Source organism: Haliea alexandrii, from assembly GCF_003719295.1.
Lineage (GTDB): Bacteria > Pseudomonadota > Gammaproteobacteria > Pseudomonadales > Halieaceae > Haliea > Haliea alexandrii.
This window is the reverse complement of the sequence record NZ_RFLW01000003.1, coordinates 327606-346125: the sequence shown is the minus strand read 5'-3', so window position 1 is coordinate 346125 and position 18520 is coordinate 327606. Positions and strand designations below refer to the sequence as shown.

The following is an 18520-nucleotide window of genomic DNA, read 5'->3' as shown; positions in this document are numbered from 1 at the left end:
CAACGAGACAGGGGAGACCGAGTGCATTATTTTACGCGACGGGCAATGGCGGGACGCACCGGTAGCTGGGCGCTAGTGCTTTGGTTCCTGGCGGGGGTGTGCGCGGCGGATACCGGGGTTCGTGTGGGGCTGGCTACTGTCGAGACCACGGATATCCTGCGCGAGCTGCGTCTGACCGGGACGGTCACGGCGCAGCATGATGCGAGCCTGTCGGTGGCTGCGGCAGGCCTGGTGGCGGAGATTGTGGTAGATACCGGGGCGCAGGTCGCTGCGGGGGATGTGCTGTTGCGCATGGATGCCGAGCTTGCCCAATTGCGTCACACGGCCGCCCAGGCCCAGGTGGCGCAGGCAGAGGTCCGCGCGCGGGATGCCCAGCGGCGGCTACAGGAGGCGCAGTCACTGCTGCCGCAACGGAGCATTGCCGAAACCACGGTGCGGGAATTGGTCGCCGACCACGATGCCGCGCGGGCGACACTGCAGCAGGTCACCGCCGAGGCTTCGCTGGCGCAGGCGCTGTTGGCCCGGCATACGCTGCGCGCTCCCTTTGCCGGCGTGATCAGCCTGCGCCGCACAGAGCGCGGTGAATGGCTGACGCCGGGTCAGGCGGTCTTCGATCTGGTTGGTCTCGAGGACCTGCGCCTGGATTTTGCCGTACCGGAGGACTATCTCGCCTCCTTGCAGGAGGGCGCCCCCATTACCTTCACCACGGCGGCCAGGCCGGCGCAGGAATTCACGGGTACGGTGGCCAGCCTGGTGCCGGTATCCGATACAGCGGCGCGTACCTTTCTCTTGCGCATCGCACCGGCCGACAGTGCACGCGCTGCCTTGTTGCCCGGAATGTCGGTCAGTGCGCGTCTGGCCCTCGCCACTGGACGCAAGGGTATTTCAGTGCCACGCGATGCGCTCGTGCGCTACCCGGATGGCCGGGTTGTGGTGTGGACTGCCAAGCCCGAGGGCGGGGCGCTTGTGGCACGGGAGAATACGGTGACCACCGGCCTTGCGTTCGGCGGCCAAATCGAAATCACCCGGGGATTGACGGTAAACGAGCAGGTGGTGGTGCGGGGCAATGAAGCCCTGCAGCCCGGCCTGGCGCTTGCACCCACGGGAGACACGCCGTGACGCAGGGTTCAGCCGGCGTCTTCGAGCGTATCGTGGGCCGGGGCACACTGGTGACCGTTGTCGCCCTGATCGTGACGGTCGTGGGTATTATTGCGGCGCTGCGTATACCCGTACAGATGATTCCGGATCTCGACGTGCGCGTGATCAGTGTGCGCACCACCTGGCCTGGTGCCACGCCGCAGGATGTGGAGAAAGAGATCCTCATCGAGCAGGAGGAGTACCTGCGCAACCTCCCCAGCCTGTCGCGGATTGTGGCGACCGCGCGCGCCGGCCGCGCGGAAATCGAACTGGAATTTCCATTTGGCACCGATATCACGGAAATGCTGATTCGGGTCAGCAACGCGCTCAGCCAGGTGCCGGACTACCCGGAGAACGTCGACGAGCCGCGCATTTTTGCCAATTCGTTCTCGGCCAACGCTTTCATGTTTTTCAGCATAACGCCGTTGCCGGGTAACCCACGCCAGGTGGATGTGAACCTGGCACTGGATTTTATCGAGGATACCGTGAAGCCGCGCATGGCACGGGTGCCCGGCGTTTCCGAAGTGAGTCTTGGCGGGGGCGCTGAGCGACAGATCCAGATTTTGATCGACCCGGCCCGTCTGGCACAGCGTGGACTGACGCTGACTGACGTGCGCAACGCCGTACGTTCCCGCAACCGCGACCGCTCCGCCGGCGATGTGCAGTCGGGCAAGCGAGAGTACCTGTTGCGCACCGTGGGCCGCTTCGCGGACCAGGCCGCTCTGGAACAGCTGATTCTGTTGCGTCGCGGGGATGCGATTACCCGCTTGAGCGATGTGGCGGACGTGACACTGGGCAGCTTTGAATCCCGCAGCCTCTCGTTTTTCAACGACCAGACCAACATCTTCCTGTCTGTGCGCCGCGAGTCCGGTTCCAACGTCATTGCCATCAAACGCGCGATGCTGGATGAACTCGACGCCGTCAATCAAGAGGTACTTGAGCCGGCGGGACTGCAGATGGTGCCAGTCTCCGACGACGTACGTTATGTTCAGGATTCGGTGCGTAACGTCTGGCAGAACCTCATCCTGGGCGCGTTGTTTGCCACCCTGGTCATGTACCTGTTCTTGCGTTCTGCCCGCGCCACGCTGGTGGGCGTGATAGGCGTGCCCCTGTGCATCATTGTGGCCTTTCTCGGCCTTCTACTGGCGGGGCGCACCGTTAATGTTATTTCCCTGGCAGGTATCGCTTTTGCCATTGGCATGACCCTGGACAACAGTATTGTCGTGCTGGAGAGCATCGCCCTGGAACGTCGGCGCGGTGCGTCTCGCCTGCGCGCTGCGGTCGACGGGGTGCGCCAGGTGTGGCCCGCTGTGTTTGCCTCCACCGCAACCACGATCCTGGTGTTCATTCCGGTCATGTTTGTGGAAGAGGAGGCCGGCCAGTTGTATTCGGATGTGGCCATCGCGATATCCGCGGCCATTCTGGCCTCCATGCTGGTGGCCATCACCGTGTTGCCGGCCGCAGCGGCGCGCCTGACCCTTGGGCGCGATGATACGGTGCAAACATCGCGACCGCGCTTGCGGGACATGACGTTGCAGGGGGTTGCCTGGTTGCTTGCCACCGGCGGCCGCCGGGTGGGCTGTGTTGCGTTGGTGGTCGCTGCCAGCTCTTTCGCAGTGATCACGCTCACGCCTGCCGCCGAGTACCTTCCCGAGGGTGAAGAGCCGAAAGTTTTTGCCCTGATGAGTGCGCCCCCGGGCTACAACCTTGATGCCATGGCGGAGATCGCCGCGGAAGTACGCACTGCCTTGTTGCCGTATGTGGATGCCGACCCGGATGCGTTCGCCCGCGGCGACGCCAGCATGCCGGCACTTGCCTACATGAATATGCGCGTGGCGCCGGACCAGTTACGCATCATTGCTGAACCACTCAACGCCGCCGAGGTGGATGCTCTGATGGACGCGCTCAGCACCGCATTTGAGCGCTACCCGGGCATGCGGGCCTTCGCGGCGCGAGGCTCCATTATCACCAGCAACGACGGGGGCACGCGCAGCGTAAACCTGGATGTTTCCGGGGCCGAGTTGACCGATATCTACAGGGTGGCGCTGGCCGCGTACCGGCGTGCCGAGGCGGCTTTCGAGAATCCGCGCATCCAGAGCCGGCCGTCGTCGCTGACCCTGGCCCAGCCGCTGGTTGAGGTGCACCCTGACTGGGAGCGCGCCGCCGAACTGGGACTCGATGCAGAGGCGATAGGTTTCACCGTTGCGGCATTGACCGATGGCAGCTATATCGATGAGTTCTTCCTCGCCGACGACAAGGTGGATATTTACCTTTACAGCGACGCTGGCCAGTCGGGCTCACTTGACGCGCTGCCTCATCTGCCCGTCTACACCCCGGTGGGAACGGTGGTGCCCCTGGGTTCTCTGGCAACCATCACCGAGACGGTAGACACCGCACAGGTGCGGCGAGTCAATGGTCGGCGCACGGTGACGCTGAATATCATCCCCCCGAGGTCGGTGCCCTTGGAAACCGGGGTCGCCATTGTCCGTGAAGAGGTGGTGGATGCCCTGACAGCCGCGGGTGAGGTGCCCGCCGGTGTGAGCCTGGCAATTTCCGGCGCTGCGGACCAGCTCGATGCAACCCGTGCTTCGCTGCTGAGCAATTACCTGGTGGCGCTGCTTATCGTCTACCTGCTGCTGGTGGCGATATTCAGCCATTGGGGGTATCCCCTGTTGATCATGACGTCGATCCCACTGGGCATTGCTGGAGGCATGGTTGGCCTGTGGCTGCTGAATGTGGTGGGCGGGTGGCTGCCGCTGTTCGGGCTCGCGCAAATTGTGCAGCCATTTGACATGATTTCCATGCTTGGCTTCCTGATCTTGATGGGCACAGTGGTCAACAATCCCATTCTTATCGTTGATCGTGCTGTCGCCAATGTAGCCGACGCGGGCATGGAGGTGGTTGCGGCGGTACAGGAAGCTGTAGAGGCGCGGCTGCGGCCTATTGCCATGTCTACCATTACCACGCTCAGCGGCCTCGCACCCCTGGTGCTGCTGCCGGGCGCCGGCACCGAGTTGTATCGCGGGGTAGGCGTGATTGTGATGTTTGGTATTCTGGGCTCTGCTGCTGTTACCCTGACGCTGCTTCCCGCCCTGACGGTGATGGTGTTGCAGTGGCAGCAGCGCCGGCTTGCGAGATCTGCAGGAGTTGAATGACATGAAGTCCGCACTGGATGACCACTACCGGTCTGCGCAGTGGCCAATGCCGCCTGAGGCGCTCACTGCAGAAGGCGAGGCGCGCAGGGTGGGTGTGGAGCTCGAGTTCTCGGGGCTTCGGCTGGAGAAAATAGCGGCATTGATACGCGAGCAACTCGGCGGGGAGCTGGAGTCCGTTTCGCCCTATGAAAGTGTGGTGCGCAACACCGATCTCGGCGACTTCAAGGTCGAGCTTGATTCCGCCTGGCTCAAGCGCCGCGGCCGGGAGCGGGGTAGCGATACCCCTGACGAACTGAGTATGCTCGGCGAGAGCGTGCTCAAACTCGCGGCTGAACAGCTGGTGCCGTTTGAAGTGGTCAGCCCGCCCATTTCCATGGCGGACCTTTGGCGCCTGGGCGCATTGTTGCGGGTACTGCAGAGCAGCGGTGCCCGCGGTACGGCTGACGCGCCGCATTATGCTTTTGGCCTGCACCTGAACCCGGAGCTGCCGGGCCTTGATGCCGCCACGATTCTGAACTACCTGCGCGCGTTCTGCTGTCTGTCCGATTGGCTCCGTGTGCGCAGCAAGGTCAATCTGAGCCGCCGCATCACGCCCTATATCGATCCCTACGACAAAAACTATGTGAGCCAACTCCTCGCGGCTGATTATGCGCCCGATCAGGCGCGGTTGATTGCTGACTATCTGGCGGCGAATCCCACGCGCAATCGCGCCCTGGACATGTTGCCCCTGTTTGCCCACCTCGACGCGTCGCGTGTGCGTGATGCCATTGCGGATGGCCGCGTGTCTTCGCGGCCTACGCTGCATTATCGGCTGCCCAACTGCGAGATTGATGACCCCAGCTGGTCGCTCGCGCGACCCTGGCGCGATTGGCTGCAGGTAGAGGCGCTGGCCTGCGACCCGCCGCGACTGGAAGCTGCCATGCAAGCTTATCGCAAACATCTGGGGGGCTTCAGCAGCGGACTGTTTGGCGACTGGGCCCTGTCCAGCGCGGATTTCCTGTTACCGGAATTGTGCTGAGGAGTGATTCTGGCTTCGCGCCGGTGAAGCAGGGCGTGTCTGGTGCTAAACTGGCGCAAATGACTTTAAGGAGAATGCCGACCCATGAGTGCAGCTGACGCGGAAAATCATCAACAGTGCATGGAACGTTTTATCGCACTGGCAAATACCATGAAGAATGAGGGCGTATCCACGCGAGTGGTTTCCGCCGCCTTGATGACCGCCTCCGGGGTGTATGCCACCTACTCCGTGGCCGGCAACTCCGGTGGCCTGCATGAGTCGGGGGTCGAAAAAGTGGCCGCCGCCTACAAGCAGAACCTGGAGAACATCCAGCGTTTGAAGCGCGCTGAGTCCGGTGAGGGCCAGGGCGATGCGTGAAGCGATCGCCGCCGGTTAAGAGAACGGCGCCGTGTCTTGGATTTGCACCGCTTCATAGGTCCGCGCGGATCTCGCGAATCTGCTCAAGGAAGTGGCCCGGCGCCAGCATGGTCTTCAATTCCTCGGCAGTCACCGGGCGGCTGAACAAATAGCCCTGGATAACATTCGCCCCCTGGTCCGTCAGGAAGTTGAACTGCTCGCTGGTTTCCACACCTTCGGCGACCAAGTCCAGGTTCATCGACTGGCCCATGGCGATAATGGCGCGCACGAGGCTGGCATCATTGTCACTCTTGTCGAAGTCGATCACAAAGCTGCGGTCGATTTTCAGTTCGTCGAGAGGGAAGCGGCTCAGGTAGCTCAGCGAAGAATAGCCGGTGCCGAAATCGTCGATCGATAGCCGCAAGCCCATCGCTTTCAGTTCACGCAGTGCGCGCACCGTGGATTCACTGTCCTCCACCAGAATGCTCTCGGTGAGCTCCAGTTCAAGGGAGGAGGCCGGCAGCCCGCTGGTTTGCAGTATTTCGCGTACCGTGGGACAAAAGTTGCGGGTGAATTGCAGCGCCGATACGTTCACGGCGACCTTGGGCAGTGTGAAGCCCTGTTGGCGCAAGTCGACCAGGTCGCTGCAGGCCTGCCGGATACCCCAGCTCCCCAGCTCTCCGATCAGGCCAATTTCCTCGGCGACCGGAATAAAGCGGAAAGGCGGAATCATGCCCTGCTCCGGATGCTGCCAGCGAATCAGGGCCTCCGCGCCGATCACCGTGCCGGTGAGTGTGTCTACTTGCGGTTGATAGTGGAATAGCAGCTCGTTCCGTTCCAGCGCCTTGCGCAGGTCCGTCTCCAGACGCAGGCGCTCAACGCCGGCGGCGTCCATGTCCGGCGTGTACACGACATAGGTGTTCTTGCCCTGCGACTTGGCGTGGAACATCGCCGTGTCGGCTGCTTTCAATAGCCCCTCGAGTTCGCTGGAATGGTCGGGCGCCATGGCGATACCAATGGAAGGCGTTATCACCAGTTCGTGGTCATCAATCACCACGGGCTGCAGCAGGGTATCAAGCAGGCGCTGCGCGACGGTGCGCACGGCCTGTTCATCCTCAATCTGGTTCAGTACCACCGTGAACTCATCGCCACCCAGGCGCGACACATCAATGCGCGAATCCGAGTCGACAAAGTGTGCGACCACGTCGCTTTCCCGCACACAGGCGGCCAGGCGCCGCGCGACTTCCTTCAACAGTGCATCGCCTGCACTGTGGCCCAGTGAATCATTGACGCGCTTGAAGTTGTCCAGGTCGAGAAAAAGCAGGGCGAGCTTTTCATTGTTGCGTTTGCTCAGGCGCAGCAACAGGTCCAGTTGCTCCGTGAACAAGCGCCGGTTGGGCAGAGAGGTGAGGCTGTCGAAATACGCCATCTGGCGCAGGCGGTCTTTGGTCTCGGTGACCTGCCGCACGGCCTGGTTCAGTTCCTGGTTGCGCTGCGAAAGCTGCGCGGTGCGCTCTTCGACCTTCATGCTCAGCAGCTGGTGGTCAACGCCGATCTGCGTCTTGTAATTGTGCAGGCCGCCGATGATGGCGTTTAGTACATTGGCAATTTCCTTGACTTCGCCTTCGCCGTCTATGGTCAACGGTTCGCCCACGTTGCCGGCGGTGATGTCATCCGCCATGCGCGCGAGTTTGGCCAGGGGGCCGGTCAGTTTGCGCGTATAGCGTGTGACAATCAGACTGCCGATCAGCAGCAGGAGCAGGGTGATGCCGGCAATGGTGCCAAGCGTTGGCAGTAGCGACACCAGCAGCATGCTGCGGCTGATACCCACGTGCACGAAGCCGGCCACAAACCGGCTGCCCGTCGGTTGTGCGAGCGACGCCCCAAAGTCGCGCCGCGTGAGGTCCTCGCGCAGGGGATTCAGGCCCGACAGAATAGGGATGGAAGCATTCAGCACCTGTTCGCCGCCGGTGACCGATGCCATCAGCCTCGCCGCCTCCGGAGGTGGCAACCCCTCTTGCTCTGTTAAACCTGTCTTGTCGTGACTGGCCCCCCCGCGCAGCACGTTCAGCGCTGGCAGTTTGCCTTCAATATCCTCAATGGCGGATTGTTCCGCCACTTCGATGCCGTCAACGGTATCAATACGCACATAGCTGATGGCGGGCGACAGGGTCTGCAGGCGTTCGAGAAAGTCGTGCAGCGTGCGGCGCTCCCGCAGCTGCAGGTCGGCGGCCAGTGCAGTTTCCCGCGTGATTTCCGTCGTCAGGGTGTTGATCAGGCTATCGCGCAGCAGGAAGTACTCCCGTATACCCGTGGCGGTAAGGATCAGCAGTGCCATCACACTGGCAGTGCTGACGACCATGAGGTTGATGCGGCCGGCGACAGTCAATGGATTGCTCCCTTGCCGCTACCGTTGCCGGTGTCGGACTGAGGTGAGGTGTAAACCTCGGACAGTGGCACCGGCAGCCCCTGCGGATTGATGATCCGGGCGTGACGCCGATCGAGCAGGCGTGGCTCGGGGACACCGCAGGAGTGCGCGATGATTTCCACTTCGTGCATAAGGTTGGTGGCGTAGCTGGCAACGCGAACGGCCTTGTCACTTGGGTCCAGGCCGCGCTGCAGGTCGGGGTCGTGTGTGGTTACCCCGGTGGGACAGGTGTTCTTGTTGCACTGCAGTGCCTGAATGCAGCCCAGTGCAAACATGAAGCCGCGCGCGGAGTTGACGCAATCGGCGCCCATACAGAGGGCGGCAGCCACACCGGAGGGATTGATCATCTTGCCGGAGCAGATCACGCGCACGCGGTCGCGCAGGCCATACTGCAGAAGCTTGTCGACCACCAATGGCAGGCTGCTGCGCAGGGGCAGGCCCATCAGGTCAATGAGACTTTGAGGCGCCGCGCCCGTGCCGCCATCGGCGCTGTCGATAGTGACGAAATCCGGGGCGTATTCCAGCCCCCGCTGATTGATGTGCTGACAGAACTCATCCAGCCAGCTGCTTTCGCCGAGTGCGAACTTTATGCCGGTCGGCTTGCCGGTGACCTCACGTACGTGATGAATCATGTCCAGCAGGTCGTCTATGTTGCGAACCTCTGGATGCCGATTGGGGCTTATCGAATCCTGGCCTTCGGGAATGCCACGTGTGCTGGCAATCACGCTGGTGACCTTTGCCCCGGGAAGAATGCCACCTTTGCCGGGCTTGGCACCCTGGGAAAGCTTGATTTCAAACATGCGCACCTGTTCGTGGCTGGCGACGTCGCGCAGCCGCTCATCGCTCAGTCGGCCTTCGTCGTTGCGCACCCCGTATTTGGCAGTACCTATCTGGAAAACGATGTCGCAGCCGCCTTCGTAGTGAAAGGGCGAAATGCCGCCTTCGCCGGTATTCAGCCAGAGTCCTGCTCTGGCGGCGCCGCGGGACAAGGCGCGCACCGCGGGCTCGGAAATGGCGCCGAAGCTCATGGCCGAAATGTTGAAGAAGGAAAATGTGCTGTAGGGCGTGCGGGCGTAGCCCTCGCCGAAGACGATTGCGGTGCGGGCCGGCACCTCCTCGTCGAGGGGAGGGATCAGCGCATTGAGGAAAATGAAATCGCCGGGTTGATTCAGCGGCAGGGTGGAGCCGAAAGCCACGGTCGAATCCAGATTCTTGGCGGCTCGATACACCCAGGAGCGCTGTGCGCGATTGAAAGGCAGTTCTTCCCTGTCCTGGGCGAAAAAATACTGGCGGAAAAACTCTCCAATGAACTCGAAGAAGTAACGGAAGCGGCCGAGGACGGGGTAGTTGCGGCGGATGCTGTGGGTGGTCTGTCGAACGTCGACAATGTACATCCAGCAGACGGCAACCACCAGCCCCAACAAGCCGAGCGCAAACACGAAGGCGAAGGCGTCCAGAAAACCGGCGGTAAAGTGTTTCAGGGTTTCCATGCGCTGCCCTTTTTCTGTGCAGGTTTAAAGGTACGTTATTTGCCCCGTGTGGAGCAATGGCCTTGATGGCTCCACACGATAAAGCGGGCGCGGAGTGCGGCCGCAGCGCGTTGTGACTCACGTAGCGGGGTCCGGGGGGGCGGCATGGACTTGCTGTGTTCCAGGGTGGTGAGCTCCGTCACGTGGCCATCGGCGATGAGCTTGTCCAGCCCAGCCTGCAGGCGGTTCGGTTTACGCGCCTGCAGGTCGAGCACGCCGACAGCGGCGCCGCTGCTCAGTGCCTCGTAGAGCATTGCGGCGCTATCGGCGGTTACCCAGATAACACCGCATTGATCGTACAGCGCCGTCAGGTGTGCGGATGACGTTTCAGCTGCGGGGAGTACCTGGCACCGGTCATCTTGCAGCGTGCTCAGCATCGGCACGAAGTCGTTCGGCGTGCGACGCGATGTCGCGATCTGCCAGTTGACGTCGGGCAGGTTGCGACGCAGGCGCTGAATCTGCTCGACGACCTGCTCTGCGTCCCAATGAAAGTGGCGCGATGGCCCGCCGATGAGTATCAGTCCCCGTGAGGGGTCTATGCGGGTGGCGGGTCGAAGGGGGTTGAGCGGCCCACGGGTGACGATATTTCGGCGCGACATCTCTAGCCCATCGTGTTCCGGTACGATGCAAGCATCGAACAGCGGGCGCAGCACACCCGGGTTCATCAGGGCAACCAGTTTGCCGCCATGCCACCAGCGTGCTTTCAGTCCCGCCCAATGGGTGCGCCTGCCACACACCAGAATCAGCTCGGGCCGGGGCAGGTCAGCGGCACCAGACCGGTAGGGAAGCCAGTATACCGCTGCGTTTTGTTGCTCCTGCAGTGCTTTCGCGAGGCCTTCCAGTTGCCGCCTGTGACCGCTTGTGGCGTCGTGTATGCACCAGACCACGCGCGGCCAGCTACGTCCCTGCTCCTTGCGGCGGGTCTCCTGCCGAAGTGGCGTGTGCCTGGCGGTCCTCAATATGGACACATGTCGCTCCCGGTGACTGGCGAAAATCCTCCAGGGTCCAGATTAGCGCTGCAGACGCCGCTTGTAGACGTTAAATGACAAAAAAGTGGGAAAACCCCGGCCCTTGCCTAGCGCAGCTGGTTGCCCCAATGCCGGCAGCGCAGCGCATTGAAACGATCCTTTATTGCGCGCCGCTGCCGTTTCCAGCGGTCCATCTGGCTAGCAGAGGCGCCGTGCTGTCGGCGATCGTCCAGGCGTTCTATCTGTTGCTGCAATGTGCGGCAGAGCTGCAGGCTGGCGTCCGGCTCCTGCCCCTGTGACAGCGCCGGCAGCAGGAGCAGCAACAGGGCGAGGAGCGGCGCGGCACGGCAGCCACGCCTGAGCGCGTACGGAAGGGCCGCAGAGAAATAGGGTGTGCAGGGTTCTGTCATGGGGTTCTCCTCCGGGATGGTTGGCTCTGCACAGTGTAGATGCGGCTGCGTGCCGGCAATGCGGCGTGGGCGTATTTGACGGAATGCGACCGCGCTGTGACGCGCAGCGCGATAGCGCAGCTGGGCCAAACTGGTATGCTTGCGCCATCGGGCGGGGTAACGTTTGCCAGTGTGGCAGGAGTGGCAGAGATGCTGACGGCGCTTTCCAGGAATTTTGTCAACCGGGTGAGGCCTCTGGAGGCGTTCATGTCCGTGCGCCGCCTGATTGCCAACCCGGATGCCACCGAAGAGGTTTTCCGTGTTATTGAGGCGCTCAAGGGTGACAGCATTACCCGGGCGGTAGCGCGGTTGCGCGATGTGCCAGAGGGGCGCAACCTGCTGGCCTCCCGCACACAGATTCTACCCCTGCTCTGTGAGCGCGAGCGCCTGCGCGCTCTGCCTGAGGGTACCGTGGGCCGCGCTTATCTTGAACTCATGGAGCGCCAGGGTATTAGCGCGCAGGGGCTGGTGGCGGCCAGCGTCTCCGAAAACCGCCATGCGGCACTCACGGCGGACGAACAGTGGCTCGCAGACCGGTTGCGTGACATACACGATCTGCAACACGTGCTGACCGGGTATGGCCCCGATCCCCTCGGCGAACTCTGTCTTTTGTCCTTTATGACGACGCAAACCTACAATCGGGGCATTGCATTTATTGTGTTTATGGCACGGCGCAATGCGCGCAAGCGTTTTCCCGGCATAGATCTCGATGCCTGTGTGGAGGAGGGCGCCGCGCTTGGTCGCGCATGCCGCTGGCTGCCTGCCCTGCGCCTGGAGGACCTGCTCGGCGAGCCCTTGCAGGAGGTGAGAGTGCAGCTGGGCATGCCTGAGCCGCAGCGCTACTGGCAAGCCCGCGCCAGCTTTGCCTGAGCGGTTTATCTTGACCCGCGCGCGAACACCTCATTAAACTTAACCGCGGTATAAAAATCATCTAACGCTGAGGTTGCCACGGTGTTCATTCTGTTTGAGGTATTCGGCGCATGATCCGTGCGCAGCACTGGCCCTGGTTGCAGCTTGTCGTCGCCTTTCTGATTCAGGCCACCGGCACAGGCGCCCTGAGCTATTCCTACAGCGTGATTGCGGTACCCCTGGCCGAGACCTACGATGCCAGTCGCATGACACTGATGCTGGGGCTTACCTGCATGACACTCGGAGCCGGCATGGTGTCGCCGCTGGCGGGGGTCGCAATTGATCGCCTGTCGCTGCGCCTGATCATCATCTTCGCGATATTGATGACGGCAGCAGGGTTCGTGGCGCTATCCCTCACCACCGCAATGTGGCAGGTGCCGGCCATTTACGGCCTGATCTTCTGTTTTGGCTATGTGCTGTTGGGGCCGCTGTCGGCCTCGACTTTGCTGGCTCGCTGGTTCACCCGTCACCGTGGGCTGGCATTGGGTATTGCAGGGGCGGGCACCTCGTTCGGCGGTTTCCTGTTTCCACCGCTGATTACCTGGCTTACCGAGTTGCTGGGCTGGCGGCTTGCGCTGCAGGTCTTCGCCGGGGTGATCGCGCTGATTGCCGTGCCCGTGGCACTGCTGGCGGTGGACCGCCCGGCGAGCAAAGGTTACACCCCACCCGCTGATGGCGCCGCCGAGCATGAGGCACACAGCGGTGAACGCTTCAATTCGACCGATGCGATCCTGCGCCACCGCGGTTTCTGGCTGATCGCCGTGTCGGTGGGTTTCATGTTCGCCGCCTTCACGGCGACGGTGGGCAGCCTCATGCCTTTCATTCTTGATACCGGGGCAACGCGCGAACAGGGGGCGATGTTGATTGCCAACCTGGCGTTGGCCGCGGTGCCGGGTACGTTGCTTTTCGGCTGGTGCGCCGACCGCTTGGATGTGCGCCTTGCTCTTGCGGCGATCATGGTATTGATGGGGATTGGCCTGGCGCTGTTCTGGGGGGGGCCGGATATGCCGAGGTTGGTCGCGGGCAGCCTGATTCTGGGCCTCGGGGGTGGCGGCATGTTACCGGTGTGGAGCTCCCTGCTGGCGCAGGTCTACGGCGTGCTGAACTACGGCCGGGTCATGGGGCTGATGGCGCCGGTATTGCTGCCCTTCAACCTGCTGACGCCGCCGCTGGCAGGCTGGGTGCGCGATGTCAGTGGTTCCTATGACCTGGCGTTCATGGGTTTCGTATTGCTCCTGCTGCTGGCCATCGCGATGATTCCGTTGATCGAGCGCAGTGGTTCCACGTCGCGACGGGCCTCAGCTGCCGGGGGGTAAGCCGCGACCGGTTTCAGCCGGTCGCCTGAGCGCCGCTGGTGCCGTCGCTCGATGTGGCTGCCTCGGCCGGGCTTTGGCCCGCATTGATGGCGTCGACCACCGACTGCGCGTTGCGTATTGCCCCCTCGATATATCCCACCCCGGTACAGTCGCCCGCTTGATGCACCGCAAAGCCATGCTTGCGCAATAGCTGCGCGACGCTGGAGTCGCCGCTGGCGCCTTTCGCCACGATCACCTGTTGCGCTTTCACCCGCTGCGCGTTGCCCGCGGCGTCTGCGAAAGTCACGGCATCCGCTTCAATGCGGATATTGGTCGCGGAGGGCTGCAGGGTGACGCCGTGCTCACGCAGCTCCGCCAACAGGCGCATGCGGCGCACAATGGGCAGGCCGGCGCCAAAGCGCGGCACTTCGTCGACCACGGTAACCACGCGCCCGCGCTCGAGGAGAAACTCGGCCAGCTCCACACCGACCAGCTCACCGCCAATGATGACAATATGCTTTCCCAGCGGCATCCAGGCGTGGGTCAGCTTGCGTACCAGGTCCAGGTTGGCGCTGAGGCCGGTGGCCGCGCCGATGCGGGCAGCCAGCCGCGTGAGGCCTGACGTGCGGGATTTGAGTCTGGCTGAGCTCTCCCCCAGGATCAGTTTGCGCATGTCATCGCCACTGAAGACGTGGTGCTGCTCGTTCCCGGGTATCTCCGGCAGGTCGCGTTTGGCCCCGGTGGCGACGATGACAGCGTCTGCGCCCAGTGAACGCAGCAACTCGGGTGTGGCCTCGGTATTCAGGCGCAGGTCTACATCCGCCTGGCTCACTTCCCGGCGCAGCCAGTTGAGGAAGCGCTGGTTGGGTTCGTAGGCCAGCGACGCGAACTGCAAGGTGCCCCCGAGTCGCGGGCCGCGTTCCAGGAGCGTGACCTTGTGCTGATCACGCGCAAGCAGGCGCGCGGCTTCCATGCCGGCGGGGCCGCCACCCACAATAACGATATGAAGCGGGGTGCTGGAGCGGGGACGCACGATACGCAGGTGCTCCACCCCAACCTCTGCATTGACCGCGCAGCGCGTGGCATCCCCCGTATAGATGGCGCTGGCGCAGGTGATGCAGTAGACGCAGGGCCTGATCGCTGCGATGTCGCCTGCCGCGAGCTTGTTGGGCAGCGCCGGGTCGGCCAGAAGCTTGCGTCCGAGACCGAGAAAATCGAAAGTACCTTTCTGCAGCTCTGCCTCGCCGACATCCAGCTCAATGCGCCCGGAGGCGATCAGCGGAATCTTCACGACCTGCCGCAGGGCGGCGGTGGCAGGCAGGTTGGCCCCGGGAATTTGCGGGATATTGGATTCCGAGTGCAGTTTGCCATAGGCGGTTTCGTGGTAGGCGCTGACTGTGATGGCATCAGCGCCCGCCTGCTCGACGAGTTGCGCTGTGCGCTTGGCATCCTCGAGCGTAATCCCGCCTTTTTTGCCAACTTCACGCGAGTCGAGTTTGACCCACAGCGCGAAGTCTTCTCCCACTTCCGCGCGTACCGCATGGATGACCTCCAACAGCAGGCGCGCACGGTTTTCCACGCTGCCACCATAGGCATCGGTGCGTGTATTGGTTTTCGGGGATATGAAGGACGACAGTATGTAGCCGTGGCCGCCATGGATTTCGATGCCGTCAAAGCCGGCTTGCTTGGCGCGCCGTGCGCCCTCGGCAAACTGTTGTACGACCAGCGCTATATCGGCCTGTTCCAGCACCTTGATCTGTGGTGGGCTGCTCATGCCGGCAGACATTTTCGCCAGTTCTTCGGGCAAGAAGTAGCTCAGGAAATCCGCATCCTTGACCGGGGTGGGCATCGCCGGCGCCCAGAGTGGATGTCCATCCCGTGCGCTGTCCCCTGCCACCAACCCACCGTGGTGTAGCTGCACAGCGGCTTTGGCCCCGTGGCGGTGTACGGCTTTGACCAGCTTCTCCAGGCCCGGTAGAAAGCGGTCTTCGGAAATGCCGACCTGCCAACGCTGCACCCGGCCCACAGGCAGAGCCACGCCGGTGGCGCCGGTAATTACCAGGCCAACACCGCCGCGCGCCTGTTCCTCGTGATAGGCAATCAATCGGTCACCTGCGCTGCCATCGCTCTCGGCGAAGTTGACCCCCATGGCGGTGACGATCATGCGGTTCTTCAGTTCAAGCGCACCGATTCGGGCGGGGGACAGAAGTGTGGGGTACTGCGATGTGCTCATGCGGGGGTCTCCATACGCTGATGTTCAGCCGGTGCGGCGCCACAGCAAGGTGGGCACGTAGCCCTGGGCGTTGGCGGCGGCGGTCAGCGTCAACTGATGGTTGTCGAGGTGGTAGGTTCGCGGGAAAACGGCGCCGGCCCAGCTCAATACGGAAGCCCCCTGTACGAAATGCGTGACTTCGCGGCGGGCATCGTTGACCTCGAAGCGCCCGAAGTAGCTGGAATAGCAGGCGTAGGACAGCGCCAGATCTGGCGTCACGCCGACGGGCAAGCTTTCGGGGGAGGGAGGCTCCGCGCCGGGTTGCATCAGGTGCACTGACAGCTCACCACCTTTGCCATAGAACAGCAGGCCACGCGGTGTGAGCCCCATGGGGTGGAGGGTGGAGCCCTCCGCAGTGGCCAGCGTGTAGGACATCAACTCCCAGCAGCCCACCAGTGCTTGCGCGTCATGCATGTTGCTCTGAACCTTTGTGCTGATCGGCCCGACAGCATACTCCACAGCGCGCTCGGGCTCCCCGATTCAGGCCTCTGCAGGGGGTGTAACAGCCAGTGGATACCAGTTATTTGTACTGCGCTGGCGTGCTGTCTGTAATGTGGGTGTTTCTGGTGGCGCTGGCGCTGATTTGCGGAGTACAGTCGGAATATTAATAAGCATAATTTTTATTACTGGAGGTTTGCCCAATGCGTCATCTCTCGTCCGTATCCCTGCTGGCATCGTCGATTGCCCTTGCCATCAGCGGCGGTGTCGCTGCGCAGGAAAACCAGCGCAATATTGCGCTGGAAGAAATCATCGTCACGGCGCAAAAGCGCGAGCAGAATCTGCAGAGCGTTCCCATCGCTGTAACCGCGCTGAATGCACAGACGCTGAACATGTTCCGCGTGACCAACACCGAGGATCTCAGCAATCTGGCGCCTAACCTGAATATCCAGAATCAGGGGCGGGGCACGATACCCCAGATCAACATTCGCGGTGTGTCCTCGGGCGTGTCGGCCGCTGAAGTGGACCCGAAGATCGCCACCTACCTCGACGGCGTGTACATCGGGCGTACCATTGGGTCAATCTTCGATATGGCCGACATCGAGCGTGTGGAAGTCCTGCGTGGTCCGCAGGGCACACTGTTCGGTCGCAACGCTACGGGGGGCGCTATCAGCATTACAACTTCAGCGCCCACCGGCGAGTTTGGCCTGTCACAGGACATTTCAGTCGGTAACCTCAACGCACAGCGTTTCCGCACGATTTTGAACCTGCCGTCGATGGGGCCCTTGAGTGTCAAGCTGAGCTACCTGTATGACAAGAATGACGGCTATTCTGACAACTTGATCGCCGGGCGCACACTGGACTTGCGCCTGCGCAACCCCGAAATGGGCGTGCTCACCTACGCCGAGAACCTGGGCAGCAAGAATGTCGAGGCTTTCATGTTGGCCGCCAACCTCGATTTCGACACGGTGACCGTGGACTACCGCTTCGACTACACGGATAGCGTAACCGTGGGTGCGCCCGTGCAGCAGGTGGGTATTATTGGTGCGACAGCGCCGCTGGTTGGTGCTATCAATCAGTTTCAACCGTTATATGGCGGCATTACCAACTTGAGCACCACACCTCTCGAGGACGTCGCCGCCGCGACCAGCGAGGAGCCTTTGCTGATTCAGGGGCATAACGTGACCCTGAGCTGGGAGATCAACGACAACCTCAGCCTGAAGAGCATCACGGCGTATCGGCAGATGGACCAGCGCCCGGCAATCTACGACCTGGGCGCCACCGGTGGCTGGAAGTTCTCCGCCGCACAACTCGGCGCGCTGTTGCAGGGTGATGTCGGGGGCATTCTGGCCAACCCGCCCGGCCCCAACGACTCGCTGTTTACCCTGTTGACCGCACGGGCGCTCGAGCAGGAGCAGTTCAGTGAGGAGCTGCAGTTAACCTGGGCGACGGACAGCTACACGCTGGTGGGCGGCGTGTTCTACTTCCAGGAAGAAGCAGAAGCACGCAACGTACTCGGCGTGTTGCAGCCGGTTGCCAACGGTGTGGTGATTCCCACGCCCTTTGACGCCATCTTTGGCAGCGGCGTCAACTCAACGGACACCGACAACAGTTCCTGGGCGGTATTCGCCGAGGGTACCTTCCACGCCACAGAGAAACTCGACGTCACGCTGGGCATACGGCGTACGGAAGACGAGCGTGAAATCGACCTCGTGGATATCAGTGCCACATCGGGTGGCGGCAGCCTCGGCGAAGGGCTGTACACGCTCGAATACGGCGAGACCAACTACAATGTCGTGCTCAGCTACAACTGGGCGGATGATGTAATGAGCTACGCCAAGGTGAGCACGGGTTTTGTTGCTGGCGGTATTCTCAACGGTATTTCCTATGAACCCGAGTCTATCACCAACTACGAACTGGGCCTGAAGTCGCAGTTTATGGACAACCGCCTGCGTTTGAACGCCGCGGCGTTCTTCATGGATTACGAAGATCTTCAGGTACAGCTATTCGAGGATGGCGTGCAGAGCTTCGAGAATGCCGGGCAGGTGGAAGTAACCGGTATCGAACTGGAACTGGACGCCATTATCGGAGAAGGTCTGACCCTGAGCACCACACTGGGTGCCTATGATTACGAGTACAAGGAATACATTCGCGGTGGCGTCGATGTCGCCGACCAGGTGCGTCCGATACGCGCGCCGGATTTCAACACGCGCATTTCGCTGCAGTATGACTTCGCCCAGAAAGTCGCGGGCGGTGCGCCGTTCATGCGCCTGGACAGTCGCTATCTGGCAGAGGGTGAGAACACGGCGTTCGCCAGTGGTTTTCCCGAGGCTGACCGTCTGTCCCAGCGCGAGGCCTACTGGTTGTTGAATGCACGCGCTGGTGTAATGGAGATTCCCATGGGCTCCGCAGTCAGCAGCATATCGTTCTGGGTGAAGAACCTGCTGGACGAAGATGAGATCAACGTCTTCGGCAACGAGGTCATCAACATGACCGCACAGTACAACATGCCGCGCACCTACGGCATCGATTTCAATATCACCTTCTAGGATAGTCTGGCAGGTCGGCCTGCCCCGTTCCCGGGGC

General features: G+C 62.0%; 13 protein-coding genes. 7 read left to right on the top strand and 6 right to left on the bottom strand.

The annotated features are described in order from the left end of the window. The first annotated feature begins 21 nt into the window (after positions 1-21). The 4 genes from EGJ68_RS13940 (at position 22) to EGJ68_RS13925 (ending at position 5667) form a co-directional block, all read left to right on the top strand. On the top strand, positions 22-1119 hold the full coding sequence (locus tag EGJ68_RS13940) for an efflux RND transporter periplasmic adaptor subunit (protein ID WP_158283670.1): 1098 nt from the start codon (positions 22-24) through the stop codon (positions 1117-1119). Then, on the top strand, positions 1116-4292 hold the full coding sequence (locus tag EGJ68_RS13935; RefSeq protein WP_123035168.1) for an efflux RND transporter permease subunit: 3177 nt from the start codon (positions 1116-1118) through the stop codon (positions 4290-4292). The genes EGJ68_RS13940 and EGJ68_RS13935 overlap by 4 nt, the downstream gene beginning before the upstream one ends. Position 4293: 1 nt before the next feature. Beyond that, positions 4294-5310, top strand: coding sequence for an amidoligase family protein (locus EGJ68_RS13930; RefSeq protein WP_123035167.1), 1017 nt, complete (start codon positions 4294-4296; stop codon positions 5308-5310). An 84-nt stretch (positions 5311-5394) separates the two neighbouring features. Continuing rightward, on the top strand, positions 5395-5667 hold the full coding sequence (locus EGJ68_RS13925) for a DUF3144 domain-containing protein (protein WP_233248828.1): 273 nt from the start codon (positions 5395-5397) through the stop codon (positions 5665-5667). A 52-nt stretch (positions 5668-5719) separates the two neighbouring features. Here EGJ68_RS13925 and EGJ68_RS13920 read toward each other — a convergent pair whose 3' ends face one another. The 4 genes from EGJ68_RS13920 to EGJ68_RS13905 all read right to left on the bottom strand — a co-directional run bounded on the left by EGJ68_RS13920 (position 5720) and on the right by EGJ68_RS13905 (position 10981). Then, on the bottom strand, positions 5720-8035 hold the full coding sequence (locus EGJ68_RS13920) for a putative bifunctional diguanylate cyclase/phosphodiesterase (protein ID WP_233248827.1): 2316 nt from the start codon (positions 8033-8035) through the stop codon (positions 5720-5722). Then, positions 8032-9564 (bottom strand): FMN-binding glutamate synthase family protein, encoded by a 1533-nt coding sequence (locus tag EGJ68_RS13915; protein WP_123035166.1) that lies wholly within the window; start codon positions 9562-9564, stop codon positions 8032-8034. The genes EGJ68_RS13920 and EGJ68_RS13915 overlap by 4 nt, the downstream gene beginning before the upstream one ends. A gap of 35 nt (positions 9565-9599) precedes the next feature. Then, positions 9600-10571, bottom strand: coding sequence for an ELM1/GtrOC1 family putative glycosyltransferase (locus EGJ68_RS13910; protein WP_158283669.1), 972 nt, complete (start codon positions 10569-10571; stop codon positions 9600-9602). Between the two features lie 107 nt (positions 10572-10678). Next, positions 10679-10981: a hypothetical protein gene (locus EGJ68_RS13905; protein WP_123035164.1), complete on the bottom strand. Its 303-nt coding sequence runs from the start codon at positions 10979-10981 to the stop codon at positions 10679-10681. A 189-nt stretch (positions 10982-11170) separates the two neighbouring features. Here EGJ68_RS13905 and EGJ68_RS13900 point away from each other — a divergent pair, with 189 nt between their 5' ends. Together EGJ68_RS13900 and EGJ68_RS13895 are read left to right on the top strand one after the other, a co-directional pair. Beyond that, positions 11171-11890: a Coq4 family protein gene (locus EGJ68_RS13900; RefSeq protein WP_233248826.1), complete on the top strand. Its 720-nt coding sequence runs from the start codon at positions 11171-11173 to the stop codon at positions 11888-11890. Positions 11891-12000: 110 nt separating this feature from the next. Beyond that, a complete protein-coding gene (locus EGJ68_RS13895; protein WP_123035163.1) occupies positions 12001-13245 on the top strand; it encodes an MFS transporter in 1245 nt (414 codons plus the stop codon). A gap of 13 nt (positions 13246-13258) precedes the next feature. Here EGJ68_RS13895 and EGJ68_RS13890 read toward each other — a convergent pair whose 3' ends face one another. Both EGJ68_RS13890 and EGJ68_RS13885 read right to left on the bottom strand, forming a co-directional pair. After that, positions 13259-15457 carry an NAD(P)/FAD-dependent oxidoreductase gene (locus tag EGJ68_RS13890; RefSeq protein WP_123035162.1) on the bottom strand — a complete coding sequence of 733 codons (2199 nt, stop codon included), beginning with the start codon at positions 15455-15457 and terminating at the stop codon, positions 13259-13261. Positions 15458-15481: 24 nt separating this feature from the next. Beyond that, positions 15482-15910, bottom strand: coding sequence for a lipocalin-like domain-containing protein (locus tag EGJ68_RS13885; RefSeq protein WP_158283668.1), 429 nt, complete (start codon positions 15908-15910; stop codon positions 15482-15484). Positions 15911-16137: 227 nt separating this feature from the next. On the opposite strand from EGJ68_RS13885, the gene EGJ68_RS13880 reads away from it, so the two are divergent. After that, positions 16138-18483 carry a TonB-dependent receptor gene (locus tag EGJ68_RS13880; protein ID WP_123035160.1) on the top strand — a complete coding sequence of 782 codons (2346 nt, stop codon included), beginning with the start codon at positions 16138-16140 and terminating at the stop codon, positions 18481-18483. Positions 18484-18520: the final 37 nt, after the last annotated feature.